Origin of the sequence: Cupriavidus sp. UGS-1, from assembly GCF_021213615.1 — a bacterium.
In the GTDB taxonomy this organism is placed as follows: domain Bacteria; phylum Pseudomonadota; class Gammaproteobacteria; order Burkholderiales; family Burkholderiaceae; genus Cupriavidus.
The window spans coordinates 12,673-35,763 of record NZ_JAJQJF010000004.1 but is presented as its reverse complement, the minus strand read 5'-3'; the positions used below and the strand labels follow the sequence as shown (position 1 = coordinate 35,763).

General features: G+C 66.9%; 4 protein-coding genes. All 4 read right to left on the bottom strand.

Translation table 11 applies throughout. From position 1 onward, the window contains the following. Window positions 1–10: 10 nt before the first annotated feature. The gene (locus tag LRR16_RS06855; protein WP_232205302.1) at window positions 11–4,657 is read right to left on the bottom strand and encodes a non-ribosomal peptide synthetase; all 4,647 of its coding nucleotides are present in this window, start codon (window positions 4,655–4,657) and stop codon (window positions 11–13) included. Then, window positions 4,654–12,405 carry a non-ribosomal peptide synthetase gene (locus LRR16_RS06850; RefSeq protein ID WP_232205301.1) on the bottom strand — a complete coding sequence of 2,584 codons (7,752 nt, stop codon included), beginning with the start codon at window positions 12,403–12,405 and terminating at the stop codon, window positions 4,654–4,656. The genes LRR16_RS06855 and LRR16_RS06850 overlap by 4 nt, the downstream gene beginning before the upstream one ends. 4 nt (window positions 12,406–12,409) lie before the next feature. Beyond that, on the bottom strand, window positions 12,410–22,036 hold the full coding sequence (locus LRR16_RS06845; protein WP_232205300.1) for a non-ribosomal peptide synthetase: 9,627 nt from the start codon (window positions 22,034–22,036) through the stop codon (window positions 12,410–12,412). Window positions 22,037–22,136: 100 nt separating this feature from the next. Continuing rightward, window positions 22,137–22,877, bottom strand: coding sequence for a siderophore-iron reductase FhuF (gene fhuF / locus LRR16_RS06840; RefSeq protein ID WP_232205299.1), 741 nt, complete (start codon window positions 22,875–22,877; stop codon window positions 22,137–22,139). Window positions 22,878–23,091: the final 214 nt, after the last annotated feature.

The window sequence follows — 23,091 nt, the reverse complement described above, 5'->3', positions numbered from 1 at the left end:
GGAAGGCGGCTTAGAGCACGTTATCGAGCAGCGCGTCGAGCGCTGCCTGGTCGATCTGGACGTTGACCAGGTCGGATGGCGTCATGCCGTGGTTGTCGAGACAGAGGCAGTGCTCGATCACGGCTTCCAGTTCGCGGCGGAGCGCATCGCCCAGCAGCTCGATCGTGGCGGGGTCGAACTGCTTGCAGCTGTAGCCCAGTTTCAGCACCAGCTCGGCGCCGAATACCTGGCCATTGATGGTCAGCGCGTTGCCGAGCGGGGCGTGCGCATCACGGCTCGCGCCGCTCGGTTCGTCGGCCAGCGCAAAGTCGGCACCCTCTCCGGCGGCCTGGTCGAACTGGCCCAGGTAGTTGAAGGTGATGCGCGGCTCTGCGCGACGCGCCAGCTCGGAGCGGACTTCCGCGGGGCCAAGATGGCGAAGGAGCCCATAGCCGATGCCGTTGCCGGGGATCGCACGCAAGGTTTCCTTGACCTGCTTGATGGTGTCGCCGATGCCAGGGGCGACGGGTAGCACCACGGGGAACACCGTGGTGAACCAGCCCACCGTGCGGCTGATGTCGACCGATTGGTGGAACGATTCGTCGAACGTTTCCCGTCCATGCCCTTCCAGCTGGACCGCGACGCGCGGCCGTTGCGTCCATGTGCCGACTGCACGCGCGACCGCGGTCAGCAGCAGGTCGTTGATGCGGGTGCGATAGGCGCGGTGGGCCTGTTGCAGCAGTTGCGTGGTGCGCGCCGCGTCCAGGCGGATCGTGTGCTGCCGCCCATCGACAGCCAGCGCCGGCGTGTCGTGATCGGTTGTCAACGCGGGCACGTCCGGTTGCGACAACCAGTAGTCCGCCTGCCGCCGCATCGCGTCGCCGTGGGCCTGTTCCGCCAGGGTCTCGGCCCACGTCTTGTACGACGCCGTCTTCGGCGGAAGCGCGATCGATTGTCCTTGCCGTGCGAGGCGATACGCTTGTTGCAGGTCCTCCATCAGGATCCGCCATGACACGCCATCGACGACCAGATGGTGGACCGCCAGCAGCAGCCGCTCGCTGCCATCGGGCAGTCGAACATGCAGTGCCCGCAGAAGCGGTCCTTGTTCAAGGTTCAGGCTTCGTTGGGCCTCGCCGCAACGGTCCGCGATGGCGTCGGTGTTTGCCACCTCTTCGTGCCACAACAGTTCGTGATCGTCGACTTCGGCGTAATGCTGTTGCCATTGCCCATCGGACTGCCGATAGCGCAGGCGCAATGCATCGTGATGCGAGACGAGGGCCCGGAGCGCCTTGCGCAGCGCTGCCTGCTCGATCGGCGCAGCGGGTCTGAGCAATACCGACTGGTTCCAATGATGGCGATTGGGTATCGGCGTGTCGAAGAACCATCGCTGAATCGGCAGCAGCGGTACTTCACCGGTGGGTTTGTCTTCGGCGGGCCGTTCGGCATCTTCACGCGTCGCGGCGCGGGCCAGTGCCTGCACGGTCTGATGCAGGAACAAGTCCTTGGGCGTGAAGCGCAGGCCCACGTGGCGCGCCTTGCTGACCGCCTGGATCGACAGGATCGAGTCTCCGCCGAGCTCGAAGAAGTTGTCGGTGACGCCGACACGCTCGACGCCTAACACCTCCTGCCAGACCTGGGCCAGCCGGGCCTCGACCTCGTTGCTCGCGGCGACGTAGCCCTGGACTTCCCACACCGGCTCGGGGAGCGCGCGGTGATCGAGCTTGCCGTTCGAGGTGACCGGAAGCCGGGTCAGAGGAAGGATCTGCGCCGGCACCATATAGGGCGGCAGGACGTTCTCCAGATACGCCTTCAGCGCCGCTGCAACTTCCGCCTCGCCGGGCGCCGGCACGACGTAGCCAATCAACTGCTTGCCGCTTGGTCCATCGTGGGCGACGACCACCGCTTCCCGCACGCTTGCATGCGCACGCAGCCGCGCCTCGATCTCGCCCAGTTCGATACGATAGCCGCGGATCTTGACCTGATGGTCAATGCGGCCGACGTATTCGATGCTGCCGTCGCGGCAACGCCGGACCAGATCGCCGGTGCGGTACATCCGTGCGCCAGAGGCGAACGGATCCGGCACGAATCGTTCGGCGGTCAGCCCCGGCCGGCCGACATAGCCCCGCGCCAGGCCAAGCCCGCCGATATACAGCTCACCGGCCACGCCAACCGGCACCGGGTTCAGGTCGGCGTCGAGCACGTGGGCGGTGCGGTCGCCCACCGGCTTGCCGATCGGCACGTAGGCGCTGGAGCAGTCGGTGTCGTGCTGTCCGACCCAGGCCAACGGGGTGACCACGGCCTCGGTCGGCCCATAACCATTGATCAGCGTACCGGCCTGGAACTTCTGCTTGATGCGGGCGAAGGCCTCGCGCGACATCGCTTCGCCGCCGAAGGACAGCAGACGCAACGGCACCGGCTCGGTGGCCGCCTCCGCGAGCCGTTGCAAGTAGGCAGGCGGGAAGCCGGCATTGGTCACGCCGTCGCGTGCTATCACTTCGAGCGTCTGCTCGGCGCTCCACAGGGTATCGTCACGTAGCACCAGTTGGGCGCCGGCGATCAGCGGCACCAGCCAGCGTTCGTGGGCGCCGTCGAAGTTGAACGACAGGAAGTGCAGCTCCCGATCGTCCGGCCCCATGCCGTACTGCTCGACGGTGGCGTGGCAGTGCATCGCCAGGGGGCCGTGTTCGACGGCCACGCCCTTGGGGGTGCCGGTGGAGCCGGAGGTGTAGATCAGGTAGGCCAGTTGGCGGGAATCGACTGCGGGCAACTGCACCACTTCCGGCTCGCCAACGTCATCCATGACGATGAGCGGCAGGGTAGTGTCGATGCGGCCGGTCAGCGCGCGAGAGGTCAGCACGAGCTTGACGCCAGCGTCCCGCAGCAACTGTTCGATACGCGCAGGCGGCAGCTCCGGGTCCAAGGGCAGGTAGGCGGCGCCGGCCTTCAGCGTGGCGAGCAGCCGCACGATCAGGTCGGGACTGCGGTCAAGCACCACGCCGACGACGGTCTCCGGGCGGACGCCCGTTCCATGCAAGGCGTAGGCCAGACGGGTGGCGGCAGCATTGAGTTCACCGTAGCTGACGACGCGCTGCCCGCAGCGAATCGCAATGGCCTCGGGACGCTGGGCCGCTTGGCGCGCGATGGCGGCGTGAACCGGATCGGCGGCCGAAAAGCGGCGATCCGCAATATTCCAACCGATCAACTGCTGCTGCTCGTCCGCAAGCAGCAGCGGGATCGCGGCGATCGAGATGGCTGGTTCGTCCGCCACCGAATGCAGCACGCCGACATAGTGCCGCTGCAAACGATCGACCGTATCGTGGTCGAACAGATCCGCGGCATAGCCGAAGACGCCGTTGAGGATGCCCTGTTCGTCCTCCTGCGTATCGAGTGCGAGATCGACCTTGGCCGCGTTGGCGGTCCGCTCGACCTTTTCCAGCACGAGGCCGGGCAGGCGATCCAGCACACGCAGATCGCGCCGCTGGTGGTTCAGCATGACCTGGAACAACGGGTTGTGCGACAGGTTGCGCTCGGGCTGCAGCGCCTCGACCAGTTGCTCGAACGGCAGCTCCTGATGCGACTGCGCTTGCAGTACAGACTCTCGGGCACGGGCAAGCACGGCGTCAAACGCCATGCTGCCGTCGATCTCGGTGCGCAGGACCTGCGTGTTGACGAAGAAGCCGACGACGCCTTCGGTCTCGACGCGGTTGCGGTTGGCCACCGGCACGCCGACGCGCAGGTCGCGCTGTCCTGTGTAGCGATAGAGCAGGACCTGGAAGGCGGCCAGCAGCACGGTGAAGAGCGTGGTGTCGGTTCGACGCGCCAACGCCCTTAGCTTGGCGGAAAGGTCGGCGTCAAGCGAGAACGAGACCGCGCCGCCGCGATGGCTCGGCACCGCCGGGCGTGGCCGGTCGGTCGGCAGCTCCAGCACGACGGTGCCATCGTCTGCCAGATGCGACTTCCAGTAGCGCAGTTGCCGCTCCAGTTCTCCGGCCTCGAGCCACTGCTTCTGCCAGGCCGCGTAGTCGGCGTACTGGATCGGCAGCGGAGCCAATTGCGCGGGCTGGCCGCTGACGAAGCCGGCATAGAGCCGCGCGAACTCGTCGATCACTACGTTCATCGACCAGCCGTCGGAGACGATATGGTGCATCGTGACCAGCAGGATGTGGTCGTCGTCGGCCAGGCGCAGCAGGCGCACGCGCAGCAGCGGGCCCTGTTCGAGGTCGAATGGGGCCTGGGCTTCGGCATCGACCATCGATTGCACGGAAGCGTCGCGCTCGGCGGACCCGATGTCGCGCAGATCGCTGATGGCGATCGGCAGTGAGGCGGGCGGATGGATGCGTTGCACCGCCTGTTCGCCCTCTTGATGGAAGGTGGTGCGCAGGCTCTCGTGCCGCTCCACCAGCGCATCGAAGGTCTTCTGCAAGGCAGGCTGATCGAGAGTGCCACGCAGCCGCACGGCACGCGGAATGTTGTACAGGCCGCTGTTTCGTTCGAGTTGCCACAGGAACCATAGCCGCTGCTGCGCATACGACAGCGCGGCCTCACTGCACCCACGTGCCGCGATCGGCAGGCGCCCGAAATCCATGCCCCGGGCGTTCAGTTCGTCAATGAATCGCTGCTGTCCCTCGGGTGACAGGCTGGCGAACCGTTGTGCGAGGCGGAGTTTGTCCACGCTCATGCTTCTGTCTCCAGGGTATCGAGCCACGCGTCCATGTCGGTCCAGTCTTCCGCTTCGGTGGCCTTCTCGCCGGCGTTCTGATTGCCATTCGTCTGCCCGATGCGGGCTGCCATCTCGGCGAGGCTCGACGACTCGAAGTAAACGCGTAGCGGAACTGGCACAGGCAGGCTGGCGTTGAGCAAAGCGGCGAGACGCGTGACCAGCAGCGAATGTCCACCGAGCTCGAAGAAGTTGTCGTGGATGCCCACACGCTCGACGCCAAGGACGTCTTCCCAGACCTGCGCGAGCAGCGTCTCGATGTCGTTGCGTGGGGCGACGTAGCCTTGCGTCTGCCAGACCGGTGCGGGCAGGGCGCGGTGGTCCAACTTGCCGTTTGGCGTGATCGGCAGCCGGTCCAGCACAATGATCTGAGCCGGCACCATATGGTCGGGCAGCTGTGCCTTGAGCCGGTCCTTGATCGTCGCGGTGTCGACGACGTCCAGCACGCAGTAGGCGACCAGCCTCTCCTCGTGGACGATCACCGCGGCGTCCTTGATCCCCGGCTGAGACCGCAGCAGATGGGCAACTTCGCCGAGTTCGACACGGTAGCCGCGGATCTTGACCTGTTCGTCCTGGCGGCCGAGGTATTCAATCCGGCCGTCCGCATCCTGCTTGACGCGGTCGCCGGTGCGGTACATCCGTGCCCCGGGGGTGAATGGATCGGGCACGAAGCGCTCCGCAGTCAGTCCGGGGCGACCGAGATAGCCGCGGGCCAGCTGCGGTCCGGCGATATAGAGCTCACCGACAATGCCGCTTGGTACCGGGTTCAGGTCGGCGTCGAGCACATAGACGCGGGAGCCGGGCAGCGGCATGCCGGTGGGCAGCTGCCGTTCGGGCAAAGTCACCGCTTCATGTGTCAGCACGCCGACGGTGGTTTCCGTCGGGCCATAGTGGTTGAACAGCCGGCAGTGAGGTTTCAGGTCGCGGACCGTGCGGGCCAAATCGGCGGACGTCGCTTCGCCACCAAGAATCAGTGCCTGCTCGGGCAGCACGTCGGCAGGCTGCCGAGCCTGCAACAACCCGCGCAGATGGCTCGGTACGATCTTCAGCACGCCAACGCGGTGCTGCGTCATGTAGTCGGCAAAGCGATCGGGATCGAAGCCACGCTCGCGCGAGATCAGATGCAAGGTTCGGCCGCTGCAAAGGGCGCCGAACAGCACGGTATGGCCGAGGTCTGCGGCTGTGGTCGAGACCATTGCCATCGAGGCATCGGCCGGCAGCTCGAGCCGGTGCAGCACGCCCGAGACGTAATGCGCGAGCGCATCGTGGCTGACGACCACGCCCTTCGGGGTGCCGGTCGAGCCGGAGGTGTAGATCAGGTAAGCGGCCTGATCCGGGAGCAACGAGACGGAAGGGGCCGCGTCCACTGGTGCCACGGAGGCCGGATCGAGGCAATCGAAGCCCGGCACGGAGCCGACGACAACGCTTGCGCCAGCATCGTCCAGCAGCTGGCGCAAGCGTTCGGCCGGCTGTGTCGGATCGAGCGGTACACAGACAGCCCCGGCCTTCAGGATGCCGAGCAGGCCGGTAACGAATGCCGGCGAGCGTTCGACACAGAGCCCAACCCGCGTCTCACGGCCAACGCCGCGTTCGATCAGCGCCGCGGCAATCCCATTGGCCAACCGATCTGTCTCGCCGCGAGTCAGCGTCTGTTCCTCGTATCGCAGCGCAATGGCAGAAGGATCCGCCACGACACTGCGCCGCCAGGCGGTCAGTACATCGGCTGCGGCGGTCTGCACAACGGCTGCTCCAGTGCCCGGCGACTCGCCCACCAGCATTCCGTCGTCTCCGCTGGCAAACCGCAGTTCGCCGACGCGAGCGTGCGGCGCCGAGACAATCTGCTCCAGCACAGCCAGATAGTGCCGCTGCAATTGCTGGACGGTCGCTTGCGAGAAGAGATCGCATTGATAGCTGCAACCGATATCCAGCGTCGCGCCAGCTGAGACCACCAGCGTCAGCGGATAGTTGGTGGTCGCGGCATGGCTGACTTCGCCGAGCTTCAGGCCGTTCTGCTCGCGCTGACGCAGCGCCGCATCGACCGGGTAGTTCTCGAACACCAGGATCGAGTCGAACAGCGCCTGTCCGCCTTGGCCGGCCCAGCGCTGGATCTCGTACAGCGGCACGTGTTCGTGCTCGCGCAGCGCCAGGTTCTCCGCTTGCAGCGCCTGCAACCAGTCGGCGACGGTCTGGTCCGGTGCAGGTGCCTGGATCACCGGCAGCGTATTGATGAACAGGCCCAGCATCGCCTCGGCGCCGGGCAATGCTGCCGGCCGGCCGGCAACGGTGGCGCCGAAGGCGACGGCCCGCCGTCCGGTATAGCGCTGCAGCACGATGACCCAGGCCGCTTGCAGCAGGGTATTGAGGGTCAGATGCTGGCTGGCGGCACTGCGTTGGAGGTGGGCGAGGGCATCGGCATCGAGCGTGGTGCGGCAGGTGGCGTGACCGGTGCCAGCGTCAGGCGCAGGAAGGGCGGACGCCAGCCGCGTCGGCTCGTCGAGCGCTTGCAGCCGCTCGCGCCAGAACGATTCGCTGGCGGCGACGTCGTGCGTCTGCAACCAGCCGATGTGGTCGCGATAGCGGGATGCGGGGACCTCGACCGGCTGGCCATGGTAGCGCTGCAGGACTTCGCCGATCAATCGGGCCGTGCTCCAGCCATCGAGCAGCAGATGGTGGCTGGTCCAGATCATGCGGTAGCGGTTCGCTCCAAGATAGAGAAGGCGCACGCGCATCAGCGGAGGCGTATCGAGCGAGAAGGCCTGTTTCCGTTCCGCGAGCGCGACGTCCTCGCACTCGGATTCGTTCCACTGCTGCTGCGCATCGATGCGCACCGGCGAAAGCACCTGCCGATAGACCGCCTGCATCGCCTGCCCATCGATCCAGACAAAGCCGGTACGCAGGATCTCGTGGCGCGCCACCGTCTCGTCCCAGGCCGAGCGGAAGCGATCGGCGTCGAGGCCGTCGAGCGCGATGGCTAGTTGGTTGACGTAAAGCCCGGCCTCGGGCGCGTATAGCGAGTGGAACAGCATGCCGTGCTGCATCGGCGTCAGCGGATACAGGTCCTCGATCTGGCGGCCGTCGAGGCGATCGAGCTGATCCTGGGTCAGGCCGGCGAGCGGGACGTCGGACGGCGTCAGCGCACCGGGCGGCACGCTGACGCAATGGTCGATGGTAGCCTCCAGCGCCTGCCGATAGGCCTCTACGAGCGAAGCGATGGTGTCGTGCCGGTAGCGCGCGGTGCTGAAGCTGACCGCCAGCGACAGCGCGCCGCCGGACACCTGGCCGTTGATCGTGATCCAGTTACCAAGCGGGGCTTCGGGCGAGACGGACTGACCTGCAGACTCGGCGGCGCGATCGAACAGGGCCGCGTCGCCTGCGCTGGCATCGAGCTGGCCCAGGTAGTTGAACGTAATGCGAGGCAAGCGGAGCGCAGCGAGTTCATCGCGGATCGACTGCGGCCCCAGATGCCACAGCAAGCCATAGCCGATACCGTGATGCGGGATGCCGCGCAGCGTCTCCTTGACCGCCTTGATGCTGTTGCCGGTGTCGTCGAGCACCGGCAGAACGACGGGGAACAGGCTGGTAAACCAGCCGATCGTGCGGCCGATATCGACGTTGTCGAACAACGCCTCGCGGCCATGTCCCTCCAGGAAGAGGGCGGCTCTGTCCACGCCGGCCCAATGTCCGACGGCTCGCGCGAGCGCGCTCAGCAGCAGGTCGTTGATCTGCGTGCGATACGCCGATGGGGCTCGCTTGAGCAGCCGCTGCGTCTGCGCAGCAGACAACTGCAGCGTCAGCGTGGCGGCGTCGGCGATCCGATCCTCGTCGACGGCGTGATCGCACGGCAATTCGGGCCCTTGCTGGGCACGCCAGTAGTCGGCCTGCTGGATCAACTCGTCCGAACTCGCGTGCCGCACCAACGCCTGTGCCCAGGCCTTGTACGACGCGGTCTTGGGCGGCAGGGCGATCGGCTGCCCGTCCCTCGCGAGGCGGTACGCCTGCTGCAGGTCCTCCAGCAGAATCCGCCAGGAGACGCCATCGACCACCAGGTGGTGGACGACCAGCAACAGCCGCTCACCGCCGTCCGGCAGCCGAAGGTGAAGTGCGCGGAGCAGCGGACCGTGTTGCAGATCCAGGCTTTGTTGTGCGCGGTCGCAGTGTTCGCTGATTGCATCGATGCCGGCGATCTCTTGCTGCCACAGGACCTCGTCTTCGATGGGTTCCGCGTAGTGCTGGCGCCACTGCCCATCGGTCTGCAGGTACCGAAGCCGCAGCCCATCGTGATGGCGGATCACGGCATGGAGCGCCTGCCGCAATGCGTCGCGGTCCAGGGGAGTCCGAGGGTGCAACAGCACCGATTGGTTCCAGTGGTGGCGTTGCGGTATCGCGGTCTCGAAGAACGCCTGCTGGATCGGCAGCAGCGGCACCTCGCCGGTGGGGGTGTCCTCGACGGCATGGTGTGCTTCGTCGCGCGTGGCGACCTGCGCCAGCGCCTGCACGGTCTGATGCAGGAACAGGTCTTTGGGCGTGAAGCGCAGGCCTACTCGACGGGCTCGGCTGACCGCCTGGATCGACAGGATCGAATCGCCGCCGAGCTCGAAGAAGTTGTCGGTGATACCGACTCGCTCGACCCCGAGGACGTCCTGCCAGACCTCGGCGAGCAAGGTTTGGATATCGTCGCGCGGCGGGACGTAGCCTTTGGCTTCCCACACCGGCTCGGGAAGCGCGCGGCGGTCCAGCTTGCCATTGGTCGTCACGGGCAGCCGATCCAGCACGAGGATGTGCGCCGGGACCATATAGGCGGGCAGGCAGCCTTCCAGATAGGCGCGGAGCGCGGCGGAGATATCGCCTGCATCCTGGCCGGCAACTACGTAGGCGACCAGCTGCTTCCCAACCGGACCGTCGTGCGCCAGCACAACGGCTTCCCGCACGCTTGCATGTGCGCGCAGCCGCGCCTCGATCTCGCCCAGTTCGATGCGATAGCCGCGGATCTTGACCTGGTGGTCGAGCCGGCCGATGTATTCGATGTTGCCGTCGCGGCAACGCCGGACCAGGTCGCCGGTGCGGTACATGCGGGCGCCTGGCGCGAAGGGGTCGGGGACGAAACGTTCCGCGGTCAGGCCCGGTTTGCCGACATAGCCGCGGGCCAAACCGAGGCCGCCGATATACAGCTCGCCGGCCACGCCAACCGGTACCGGATTGAGGTCCGCGTCCAGCACGTAGGCGGTGCGGTCGCCCACCGGTCTGCCGATCGGCACATAGGCGCTGGGACAATCGTTGTTGTGCTGTCCGACCCAGGCCAATGGGGTGACGACGGCCTCGGTCGGCCCATAGCCATTGATCAGCGTGCCGGCCTGGAACTTCTGCTTGATGCGGGCAAAGGCCTCGCGCGACATCGCTTCGCCGCCGAAGGACAGCAAGCGCAGCGGTACCGGTTCGGTGGCCGCTTCAGCCAGCCGAAGCAGATAGGCGGGCGGGAAGCCGGCATTGGTCACGCCGTCGCGTGCCATCACTTCGAGCGTCTGCTCGGCGCTCCACAGGGTGTCGTCACGTAGCACCAGTTGGGCGCCGGCGATCAGCGGCACCAGCCAGCGTTCGTGGGCGCCGTCGAAGTTGAACGACAGGAAGTGCAATTCCCGGTCGTCCGGTCCCATGCCGTACTGCTCGACGGTGGCGTGGCAGTGCATCGCCAAGGGGCCGTGTTCGACGGCGACGCCCTTGGGGGTGCCGGTGGAACCCGACGTGTAGATCAGGTATGCCAGTTGGCGGGAATCGACTGCGGGCAACTGCACCGCTTCCGGCTCGCCAACGTCATCCATGACGATGAGCGGCAGGCTGGTGTCGATGCGGCCGCTCAGCGCGCGAGAGGTCAGCACGAGCTTGACGCCAGCGTCCCGCAGCAACTGTTCGATACGCGCAGGCGGCAGCTCGGGGTCCAGCGGCAGATAGGCGGCGCCGGCCTTCAGCGTGGCGAGCAGCCGCACGATCAGGTCAGGGCTGCGGTCGAGCACCACGCCGACCACGGTTTCCGGGCCCGCTCCGGCCGCATGCAACGCATAGGCCAGACGCGTGGCGGCGGCATCGAGTTCGCCGTAGCCGACGGCGCGATCGCCGCAACGCACGGCAATGGCGCCGGGGCGCCGGGCTGCTTGGCGGGCGATGGCGACGTGTACCGGCTCCGCAGTAGAGAACCGCCTGTTGGGCGTGTTCCAGTCACGCCATTGACCTTGCTCGTCGATATCGAGAAGGGTCAGCTCGCCAACACGGGCCTGAGGCCGTACGGCGACTTGCTTCAACACACCGACGAAATGCCGCTGTAGACGCTCAACCGTATCGTGCTCGAACAGATCGGCCGCATAGCCGAATACGCCATGGAGGAGGCCCTGTTCGTCCTCCTGCGTATCGAGTGCGAGATCGACCTTGGCCGCGTTGGCGGTTCGCTCGACCTTCTTCAGCACCAGACCTGGCAGGCGATCCAGCGCACGCAGATCGCGCCGCTGGTGGTTCAGCATGACCTGGAACAACGGGTTGTGCGCCAGGTTGCGCTCGGGCTGCAAGGCCTCGACCAGTTGCTCGAACGGCAGCTCCTGATGCGCCTGCGCTTGCAGTACCGATTCGCGAGCGTGGGCCAATACCGCGTCGAACGCCATGCTGCCGTCGATTTCGGTGCGCAGCACCTGCGTATTGACGAAGAAGCCGACCACACCCTCGGTCTCGATCCGGTTTCGATTGGCCACCGGCACGCCGATGCGCAGGTCGCGCTGTCCGGTGTAGCGGTAGAGCAGCACCTGGAAGGCGGCCAGCAGCACGGTAAAGAGGGTGGTATCCGCGTTGCGGGCGACGGTACGGAGCTTCGCCGAGAGCTCGGCATCGAGCGAGAACGAAACGGCGCCACCACGATGGGTTGGGACCGCCGGGCGCGGCCGATCTGTCGGCAGCTCCAGCATGACCGTGCCATCGTCTGCCAGATGCGACTTCCAGTAGCGCAGTTGCCGCTCCAGCTCGCCGGCCTCGAGCCACTGCTTCTGCCAGGCCGCATAGTCCGCGTACTGGATCGGCAGTGGCGCCAAGGGCGCCGGCCGGCCGCTGACGAAGCCTGCATAGAGCCGGGCGAACTCGTCGATGATCACGTTCATGGACCAGCCGTCGGAGACAATATGGTGCATCGTGACCAGCAGGATGTGGTTGTCGTCGGCCAATTGCAGCAGACGGACGCGCAGCAGCGGTCCCTGTTCGAGGTCGAACGGGGCCTGGGCTTCGGCGTCGACCATCGATTGCACAGCAGCGTCACGCTGCGCCGGATCGATGTCGCGTAGATCGCTGACGGCGATCGGCAGGGAAGCGGGCGGATGGATGCGCTGTACCGCCTGCTCCCCATCCTGATGGAAGGTGGTGCGCAGGCTCTCATGCCGCTCCACCAGTGCATCGAAGGTCCGCTGCAGGGCGCCATCATCCACCTGGCCACGCAGACGCAGCATGCCGGCGAGGTGATAGGCGCTGCCGGCAGGGTCCAGCTTCCACAGGAACCACATCCGCTGTTGTGCAGCGGACAGCGGCAGATCGCTGGTGGCCGGTCGCCAGTCCGGCGTGATCGGCAGCACCGACAGCGAAATGCCTTGCTGGCCCAGCCGCTCAAGCAGAATCTTCCGCTTCTCCGGCGGAAGGCCGACGAAACGCCGGATCAGTTCCCGGCTCGCTTGCTGATCGTTCATTGGATTAGGAAGTCTCGAGGTCGGCCATCAGGTCGTCGATGGTCTGCAATTGGCTGGCGACGTTGACCGTAGCGCCGGTCGCTTGTTGCTGGGCGATGTAGTCGGCCAGGTCGGCCACGGTGGGCAGCGCCATCGCCTGACGCAGCGTCAGCGTGTTGCCGAACTCGCGATGCAGCCGGGATACGAGTTGCGTCAGCAGCAGGGAGTGGCCGCCGAGCTCAAAGAAGTCATCGTGTATGCCGACGCGCTCGACGCCGAGTACTTCCTGCCAGATCGTTGCCAACAAGCCCTCGATGGAGTTGCGCGGCGCCACGTAGACCTGGGTTTCCCATACCGGCTCGGGTAGCGCGCGGCGGTCGAGCTTGCCGTTGGACGTGACCGGCAACTGGTTCAGCGGCACGATCTGCGCCGGCACCATATAGGGCGGCAGGCAGCCTTCCAGATAGGTTCTCAACTTGGCCCCGATGCCGGGCTGGTCTTCGACCGGAACGGCATAAGCCACCAGCTGCTTTCCACTCGGGCCATCGTGGGCGACGACCACCGCTTCCCGCACGCTTGCATGCGCGCGCAGCCGCGCCTCGATCTCGCCCAGTTCGATGCGATAGCCCCGGATCTTGACCTGATGGTCGAGCCGGCCGACGTATTCGATGCTGCCGTCGCGACCGCGCCGCACCAGATCGCCGGTGCGGTACATTCGGGCGCCGGCGGTGAAGGGGTCGGGGACGAAACGTTCCGCGGTCAGGCCCGGTTTGCCGACATAGCCGCGCGCCAAACCGAGGCCGCCGATATACAGCTCGCCGGCCACGCCAACTGGCACCGGGTTGAGGTCGGCGTCGAGCACATAGGCGGTGCGGTCGCCCACCGGCTTGCCGATCGGCACGTAGGCGCTGGAGCAGTCGGTGTCGTGCTGCCCAACCCAAGCCAGCGGCGTGACGACGGCCTCGGTTGGCCCGTAGCCATTGATCAGCGTGCCGGCGCGGAACTTCTGCTTGATGCGGGCAAAGGCCTCCCGGGACATCGCCTCGCCGCCAAACGACAGCAGGCGCAGCGGTACCGGTTCGGTGGCCGCCTCCGCGAGCCGTTGCAAGTAGGCAGGCGGGAAGCCGGCATTGGTCACGCCGTCGCGTGCCATCACTTCGAGCGTCTGCTCGGCGCTCCACAGGGTGTCGTCACGCAGCACCAGTTGGGCGCCGGCGATCAGCGGCACCAGCCAGCGCTCGTGGGCACCGTCGAAGTTGAACGACAGGAAGTGCAATTCCCGATCGTCCGGCCCCATGCCGTACTGCTCGACGGTGGCGTGGCAGTGCATCGCCAGGGGGCCGTGTTCGACAGCGACGCCCTTGGGCGTGCCGGTCGAGCCGGAGGTGTAGATCAGGTAGGCCAGCTGGCGCGGATCGACGTCGGGCAATCGCACCGCCTGCGGTTCACCAATGTCCTCCATGACGATAGTTGGCAGGCTGGTATCGATCCGGCCGCTCAGGGCTCGGGATGTAACAACGAGCTTGACGCCGGCGTCCCGCAGCAACTGCTCGATACGCGCAGCCGGCAGCTCAGGGTCCAAGGGCAGGTAAGCGGCGCCGGCCTTCAGCGTGGCGAGCAGCCGCACGATCAGGTCAGGGCTGCGGTCGAGCACCACGCCGACCACGGTTTCCGGGCCCGCTCCGGCCGCATGCAACGCATAGGCCAGACGCGTGGCGGCGGCATCGAGTTCGCCGTAGCCGACGGCGCGATCGCCGCGACGCACGGCAATGGCGTCGGGGCGCCGGGCTGCTTGGCGGGCGATGGCGACGTGGACGGCCTCGGCGTTCGAGAAGCGCTGGTCCGGTGCATCCGCATCTTGCGATCGGGCGTGAAGGTCGGTATCGAGCAACTTCAACTCGGCGATTCGCGTGGCCGGGGCGGCGGCGATTTGTTCCAGCACGCCAATGTATTGCCGTTGCAGCTGCTCGACGGCAGCGTGCGAGAACGCTTCGCACTGATAGCTGCAGACAATATCCAGGTTCGCGCCGGCCGAGATCACCAGCGTCAACGGATAGTTGGTGGTTGCCGCATGGGTGACGTCGCCGAGCTTCAGGCTGTTCTGCTCGCGCTGGCGCAGGGCGGCATCGACCGGGTAGTTCTCGAACACCAGGATCGAGTCGAACAGCGCCTGGCCGCCCTGGCCGGCCCAACGCTGGATCTCGTACAGCGGCACGTGTTCGTGCTCGCGCAGCGCCAGGTTTTCGGCTTGCAGCGCCTGCAGCCAGTCGGCGACGGGCTGGTCCGGCGACGGCGCCTGGATCACGGGCAAGGTATTGATGAATAGGCCGAGCATAGCCTCGGCGCCGGGCAATGCTGCCGGCCGGCCGGCAACGGTGGCGCCGAAGGCGACGGCCCGCCGTCCGGTATAGCGCTGCAGCACGATGACCCAGGCCGCCTGCAGCAGGGTATTGAGGGTCAGATGCTGGCTGGCGGCACTGCGTTGGAGGTGGGCGAGGGCATCGGCATCGAGCGTGGTGCGGCAGGTGGCGTGACCGGTGCCAGCGTCAGGCGCAGGAAGGGCGGACGCCAGCCGCGTCGGCTCGTCGAGCGCTTGCAGCCGCTCGCGCCAGAACGATTCGCTGGCGGCGACGTCGTGCGTCTGCAACCAGCCGATGTGGTCGCGATAGCGGGATGCGGGGACCTCGACCGGCTGGCCATGGTAGCGCTGCAGGACTTCGCCGATCAATCGGGCCGTGCTCCAGCCATCGAGCAGCAGATGGTGGCTGGTCCAGATCATGCGGTAGCGGTTCGCTCCAAGATAGAGAAGGCGCACGCGCATCAGCGGGGGCGTGTCGAGCGAGAAGGCCTGTTTCCGTTCCGCGAGCGCGACGTCCTCGCACTCGGATTCGTTCCACTGCCGCTGCGCATCGATGCGCACCGGCGAAGGCACCTGCCGATAGACCGCCTGCATCGCCTGCCCGTCGATCCAGACAAAGCCGGTACGCAGGATCTCGTGGCGCGCCACCGTCTCGTCCCAGGCCGCGCCGAAGCGATCGGCGTCGAGGCCGTCGAGCGTAATGGCTAGCTGGTTGACGTAAAGCCCGGCCTCGGGCGCGTATAGCGAGTGGAACAGCATGCCGTGCTGCATCGGCGTCAGCGGATACAGGTCCTCGATCTGGCGGCCGTCGAGGCGATCGAGCTGATCCTGAGTCAGGCCGGCGAGCGGGACGTCGGACGGCGTCAGCGCACCGGCCGGCACGCTGACGCAATGGTCGATGGTAGCCTCCAGCGCCTGCCGATAGGCCTCTACCAGCGAAGCGATGGTGTCATGCCGGTAGCGCGCGGTGCTGAAGCTGACCGCCAGCGACAGCGCGCCGCCGGACACCTGGCCGTTGATCGTGATCCAGTTGCCGAGCGGGGCCTGCGGGTCGCGGCTGGCTCCGCACGGTTCTTCGGCGAAGTCGAACAGCGCGTCAGCACCGAGGCTTTGGTCGAACTGGCCGAGATAGTTGAACGTGATGCGGGGCAGGGCGTAAGACGCGAGTCGGTCGCGGATGGCCTGCGGCCCGAGATGCCGCAGCAGGCCGTAGCCGATGCCATGGTCGGGAACGCCCCGCAGCGTCTCCTTGACAGACTTGATGCTCGCCGCGGTGTCCGCGGCCGAGGGCAGCACTACCGGAAACATCGTCGTGAACCAGCCAACGGTGCGGCCAATATCCGGCGTCGCGCGCAAGGCCTCCCGGCCATGCCCTTCAAGCAGCACGGCAGCGCGATCGAGGCCGGCCCATTGGCCAACCGCCTGCGCAAGCGCGCTCAGCAGCAGGTCGTTGATCTGCGTTCGGTAGGCGGCCGGTGCCTGCTTCAGCAGCCGTTGTGTCTGCTCGGCCGACAGCTGAAGCGTCAGCGTCGCGGCATCGCCAATGCGATCGTTCCCCACGGCGTGATCGCACGGCAGCTCAGGTCCTTGCTGGGCATGCCAGTAGTCGGCCTGCCGGATGAACTCGTCCGAGTTCGCGTGCTGCGCTAACGCCTGTGACCAGGCCTTGTACGACGCAGTCCTGGCCGGCAGCGCGATCGGCTGGCGCTGCTGCGCGAGCCGGTACGCTTGCTGAAGGTCCTCCAGCAGGATGCGCCACGAGACGCCATCGACCACAAGGTGGTGGATGGCGAGGAGCAGGCGCTCGCTGCCATCCGGCAATTGAAGATGCAGCGCGCGCAGCAATGGCCCCTGTGCCAGATCCAGGCTCCGTTGAGCACGATCGCAGTGTGCGGCGATGGAGTCTGCCTCGTCCACTTGCTGCTGCCACAGCAGTTCGCTATCGCCTGGCGCGGTGTAGTGTTGCCGCCATTGCCCGTCCTGCTCGCGGTAGCGCAGCCGCAATGCATCGTGATGGCCGACCAGTGCCGTCAGCGCGCTGCGCAGGGCGTCCGGATCGAGCGGCGCCGTGGGACGCAGCAGGATCGATTGATTCCAATGGTTTCGATTCGGGATCGGCGCCTCGAAGAACGCCCGCTGAATCGGCAGCAGTGGGGCGTCGCCGGTCGGCTTGTCGTCGACGCGCCGATTCGCCTCATCGCGCTTGGTCACCTGTGCCAGCGCCTGCACGGTCTGATGCAGGAACAGGTCTTTTGGCGTGAAACGCAGGCCGAGGCGGCGTGCGCGACTGACCGATTGGATCGACAGGATCGAGTCGCCGCCAAGCTCGAAGAAGTTGTCGGTCGCGCCGACGCGCTCGACGCCGAGGACGTCTTGCCAGACTTGCGCAAGCAGGGCCTCGGTATCGTTGCGCGGGGCGACGTAGCCCTCGGCTTCCCATACCGGGGCGGGCAGGGCGCGGCGGTCGAGCTTGCCGTTGGGCGTGACCGGGAGCCGCTCGAGCGCGATGATCTGAGCTGGCACCATATGGTCGGGCAGTTGTGCCTTGAGCCGGTTCTTGATCGTCGCGGTGTCGACGGCGTCCAGCACGCAGTAGGCGACCAGCCTCTCCTCGTGAACGATCACCGCGGCGTCCTTGACCCCCGGCTGGGACCGCAGCAGATGGGCGACTTCGCCGAGTTCGACGCGGTAGCCGCGGATCTTGACCTGTTCGTCCTGACGGCCCAGGTATTCAATCCGGCCGTCCGCATCCTGCTTGACGCGATCGCCGGTGCGGTACATCCGTGCGCCGGAGGTGAAGGGATCGGGCACGAAGCGTTCGGCGGTGAGCCCGGGCCGTCCAAGGTAGCCGCGGGCCAGCTGCGGTCCGGCGATATAGAGCTCACCGACAATGCCGCTTGGTACCGGGTTCAGGTCGGCGTCGAGCACATAGACGCGCGAGCCGGGCAGCGGGGTGCCGGCAGGTAGCTGCCGCTCGGGCAGGGTCACGGCTTCATGCGTGAGCACGCCGACGGTCGTCTCCGTCGGACCGTAGTGGTTGAACAGCCGGCAGTGCGGCTTCAGGTCACGGACCATGCGAGCCAGCTCGGCTGAGGTCGCTTCGCCACCAAGAATGAGGGCCTGTTCGGGTAGCACGTCGGCAGGCTGCCGAGCCTGCAACAACCCGCGCAGATGACTCGGCACGATCTTGAGCACGCCGACACGGTGCCGGGCCATGTACTGAGCAAACCGATCGGGATCGAAGCCGCGCTCGCGCGAAATCAAATGCAAGGTACGGCCGCTGCAAAGGGCGCCGAACAGCACGGTATGGCCGAGGTCTGCGGCCGTGGTCGAGACCATTGCCATCGAGGCATCGGCCGGCAGTTGCAGCCGGTGCAGCACGCCGGAGGCGTAGTGCGCCAACGCGTCATGACTGACGACCACGCCTTTCGGGGTACCGGTCGAGCCAGAGGTGTAGATCAGATAAGCGGCCTGGCCCGGAAGCAGCGAGACGGCAGGGGCGTCGTCCACCGGCGCCACAGACGCCGGATCGATGCAATCGACGCCGGGCACGAAGCCAACGACAACGTGAGCTCCGGCATCGTCGAGCAGCTGCCGCAAGCGCTCGGCAGGCTGTGCCGGATCGAGCGGCACACAGACGGCGCCGGCCTTCAGGATGCCGAGCAGGCCGGTAACGAATGCCGGCGAGCGTTCGACACAGAGCCCAACCCGCGTCTCGCGCCCAACGCCGCGCTCGACCAGCGCCGCGGCTATCCCATTGGCCATCCGATCGGTCTCGCCCCGGGACAGCACCTGATCCTCATATTGCAGTGCGACGGCGGAAGGATCAGCGTCAGCGTTCCGCCGCCATGCCGCCAGCACATCGGCCGGAGCCGATGTCACCGCCTCGCCAATGAGCTGCCCGTCCTCATTGTCGAGCGCCAGCTCACCAACGCGAACGGTCGGTGTCGAAGCAATCTGTTCGAGGATGCCGACATAGTGCTGACGCATCCGCTCGATGGTGCCGCGATCGAACAGATCGGTGGCGTAGCCGAACCGGCCCGCGATGCCGTCTTCGCTCTCTACCAGATCCAACGCGATATCGAAGCGCGTGACATCGCCTTCGATCTGTTCGGCCGTGACGACGTGGCCGGCCAACTGTTTGGGAACCGCAATCGGCAGCGCCAGGTTGAACTTGACCTGGAACAGCGGGTTGTGGGCGAGGCTGCGTTCCGGCTGCAGCGCCTCGACCAGCTGTTCGAAGGGCAGGTCCTGGTATCCCTGCGACTCGATCACTGTCTGATGCAACCGGCGCAGCAGCGCGTTCCACGGCATGCTGCCGTCGATGTCCGCGCGCACGACCAGCGTATTGACGCAGCAGCCGATCAGGGCCTCGGTCTCGACGCTGCCGCGATTGGCGACCGGCACGCCGACCCGGACATCGCGCTGCCCCGTGTAGCGGTACAGCAGCGTCTGGAAGGCGGCCAACAGCACCGCAAACATCGTCGTCTTTGCTTCCAGCGCGATGCCGCGCAAGCTCGCCATCAACGCGTCGTCCAGCATGAACGGCACCGCGGCGCCGCGATGGCTCTGCACCGCGGGGCGCGGCCGATCGCTCGGAATTTCCAGTACAACGGACGGGTCGCCGAGGCGATCCTTCCAGTAGGCGAGTTGACGCTCACGCTCGCCGGCCTCCAGGCGATCCGCATGCCAGGCGGCATAGTCGGCGTAGCGGATCGCGAGCGGCGGCAACTCGACGGGACGATCTGCCGCGAAACCCTCGTACAGCCGGCAAAACTCGTCGATCGCCACATTCATCGACCAGCCATCCGACACGATGTGGTGGACCGTGATCGACAGCCATTCCTGGTCTTCCGCGACTCGCAGTTGCGCGACGCGCAATGGTGCCGCGGCCAGCAGGTCGAACGGCTCGGCGCTGAGCTCGCGGGCTTTTGCTTGCGCCCGGGCCGCGGCGTCGGGCCCGTGCTCGCGCAGATCCAGTACCGCAATCGGGCAGGGGCCGGCGGGCAGTACCCGTTGCCGCGGTTCCTCATGCGGGTCCAGTTCGAAGCGCGTGCGCAGCCCCTCGTGCCGAGCGACCAGTGCGTCGACCGCGCGTTGCAGCGCGATCCGGTCGAAACGCCCGTGCAGCTTCAGCACACCGGAGACGTTGTAGGCGCCGCTGTCCGGCTGCATCGACCACAGCACCCACAGGCCCCGTTGCACCGGGGACAGCGGCGCCAGTTCGCTGTCTGGCCGGCGCGCAATGGACCCTTCCTTCGCCGAGTCCTGACCCTCGTCGCGAGCCAGCAACCCGTCGATGACCGCCGCGTTGGCCCGCAGCGACCCATCGGCGAACAGGTGCGCCAACGCGTAGCCACGATGCAACCGCTCCCGGATTCTCGACACCAGTTGGGTTGCGCGCACCGAATTGCCGCCCATCGCGAAGAAGTTGTCGTCGGCCGATGCCGGCCGGATGGCGAGCACTTCCTGCCAGAGCTCCGCCAGTGTCGCCTCCGTGCCCTGCAGCGCCACGGCGTTGGCGTTCGCGGTGGCGACCGACGATGGACCCGATGCGAGCCGCCGCCCCGATTCGAATGCCGCCCACAGCGCCAGATCGCCGCTGCGCCAGGCCGGCAGGCAGCGCGAGCGTTGCAGCTTGCCGCTGGTGGTCTTCGGAAGTTCGCCGGGCTGCAGCAGCAGCACCAGGCCCGGCGGCTCGCCGCAGCATTGGGCTACCGCCTCGCGAATGGCCGCCTCCACCGCCTCCGGAGAGCCGAACTTCTGGATGCTGCGCGCAATCTCGGCCGCGATGCCGATCGTTTCGACCTGCCCGTCTGGCGATGGGAACGCGAAGGCGGCGACCCGGCCCTTGCGCACGACCTCGGCCGCGGCTTCGACCGCGATTTCGATGTCCTGCGGATACAGGTTGTGTCCGCGGACGATGATCAGGTCCTTCAACCGTCCGGCGACATAGAGCCTGCCGTCGTGCAGGAAGCCGAGGTCGCCCGTGCGCAGATGGCGAGATGCGGCATCGTCGTGATGGGCAAATGTGTTCGCAGTGGCCTCGGGGTGCTGCCAGTAGCCCGAGGCCACGCTCGGCCCGCTGATGCAGATCTCGCCGACTTCGCCGTCCGGAACCGGCTGTCCATGTTCGACATGGCGGATCTCGATGCGGTGGTCCGGGGCCGCATCGCCGCAGGCCACGAGCCGAGTACCGTCGCCATCGTGCGATGCCACGGCACATCCCGCGGCCAGCGCCGCCTCGTCGAAACCGACCATCGTGGCACCTTCGCCGGGACGCCCGCCGGTGGCAAGCAGCGTTGCCTCCGCCAGTCCATAGCAGGGATAGAGCGCGCTGGCGTCGAGGCCGGCATCGGCGAAGTGGCTGGCGAACCGTTCCAGTGTCTCGGCGCGGATCGGCTCGGCGCCGCAGAAGGCGACACGCCAGCTGCGCAGCGAAAGCGTCGGCACCTGTGCCGGACGCACGCGCTCCACGCACAGCCGATAGGCGAAGTCGGGACCGCCGCTGACGGTGCCGCCGAATCGGTCGATTGCCTCCAGCCAGCGGCGCGGCCGCTGCAGGAAATACGTCGGCGACATCAGCACCAGCGGCATGCCGCCATAGAGCGGATGCAACAGTCCACCGATCAGGCCCATGTCGTGATAGAGCGGCAGCCAGCTGACCATCACGTCGCCGGCCGTGGTGCCGAACTGGTGGGCGATGGCCGCCTCGTTGGCGACGATATTGGCGTGCGTCACCATCACCCCCTTCGGGGTCGCGGTCGAACCGGAGGTGTACTGCAGGAAGGCAACGGCGTCGGGGCTGACCGATGCGGCCCAGGCCTTTGCGTACGAAAGGGTCGTCTCCGGGGGCGATTGCCGGACCGACGATACGGTGACGACGCGCGTCTGCAGGCTGGCGGAGCGTCCGCTCGCCCATTCGCCGGCAAGTCCGTCGTCGACCACGACGACAGCGGGCTGCGCATCGGCGGCGATGGCGTTGAGCCGGGCCAGATGCTGCGGCCGCATCGATTCGGGCGGGAAAGCCGGCACCGCGATCACGCGCGCCAGCAGACAGCCGAGAAACGCGCTGACATAGTCGATGCCGGTATCGAGCACGATCATCGCGCGCTCGCCGGGCTGGGCGACCTCGCTCAGCCGGGCAGCGTAGGCCGCCGCTCGCGCGAGCAGGTCGCGATAGCGGTAGGGCGTGCCTTCGGGGTGGTCCTCGTCCAGCACCGTCAGTGCCGTCGCATCGGCGCGGCTTGTCGCGTGTTGGATCAAATGGTCGAGCAGCGTCTCGCCTTGCATTGCTGTCCTTTTGCGAATCGATGGACCGGTGCTGCACCAGCACGTCCGACAGAAGGAAGACGAAGGGAGAGGCGGGGAATTTAGCGCGGCGTGACTTCGATCAGCACAATGCCGCGCACTCGGCGCGCAGCGGACAGGTGCCGCAGTAATCGTCGCCGTCGAGCCGGTACTTCAGGCAGCAGACGCGGCGCACGCGACGTTCGCCGCCGTCCGCCTGCGGGCGTTCCAGATAGGCGGCGCGATAGGGATGCGGCCGGCCGTCGGCGCCCCGGTCCTGGCGCAGCCACTGCGCCAGCGAGTCGCGGCGTCGCCCATCCAGTGCCGGATGGGCGAGCAGGTTCATGCCGACGTATTGGACGAACTCGGCGGCGTGGCTCCACAGCACGCGCGGCGAGGCACGGGTCAGCGCCGACAGCGTGGCGAACACCGGCGCCAGATGGTGGTGCGTCATGGCGCCCAGCGTTTCGTCCAGCGTTGCCGCGCCCTGGCCGAGCGCCGGCGAACGCAGGTGGATGCGTGACACCAGACCGTCCGGACCGAAGGCGATATCGACCTCGTCCAGCGTTACCGGCACCGTTCGGCCGAGCGCTGCCGCCGCGACCAGCACCGGCGGCACCAGCACCACGCAGTAGTGCCGGGCCCACCACGACGCCAGCGCGGGCGGGGCGCGCTCGTGTTCGGCCCCGATGGTGTCGCGGTATTCGGCCAGCCGTTGCCGTAATGCCGCCGGCTCTGCGAACAGGCTTCCCGGCACCGCATTGACGCCGGCCGGCGCCGTGGTGACCCCTTCGCCGAAGCGCCGCAGCGGGCCGGGAAAGAAGGGTGCGAGTTCGGCAATCAACAGGATCTCCAGGCCAGGGCGGGGCCGTACCGATGCGTATCGAAGCAAGCGTCGTCGCTGGAACGCCGCCTTCAACGAGAGACGAACCGCCCACCGCCGAAATTAGCGTCGCCCCCTTTCTGTGCCGATCAGCCGCCAATTCCCCGTTTCACGCTCCCTATTGCTGTTTTTCCGTCACTCACGTAATAATTACGAATCATTATCATTCGCAGAC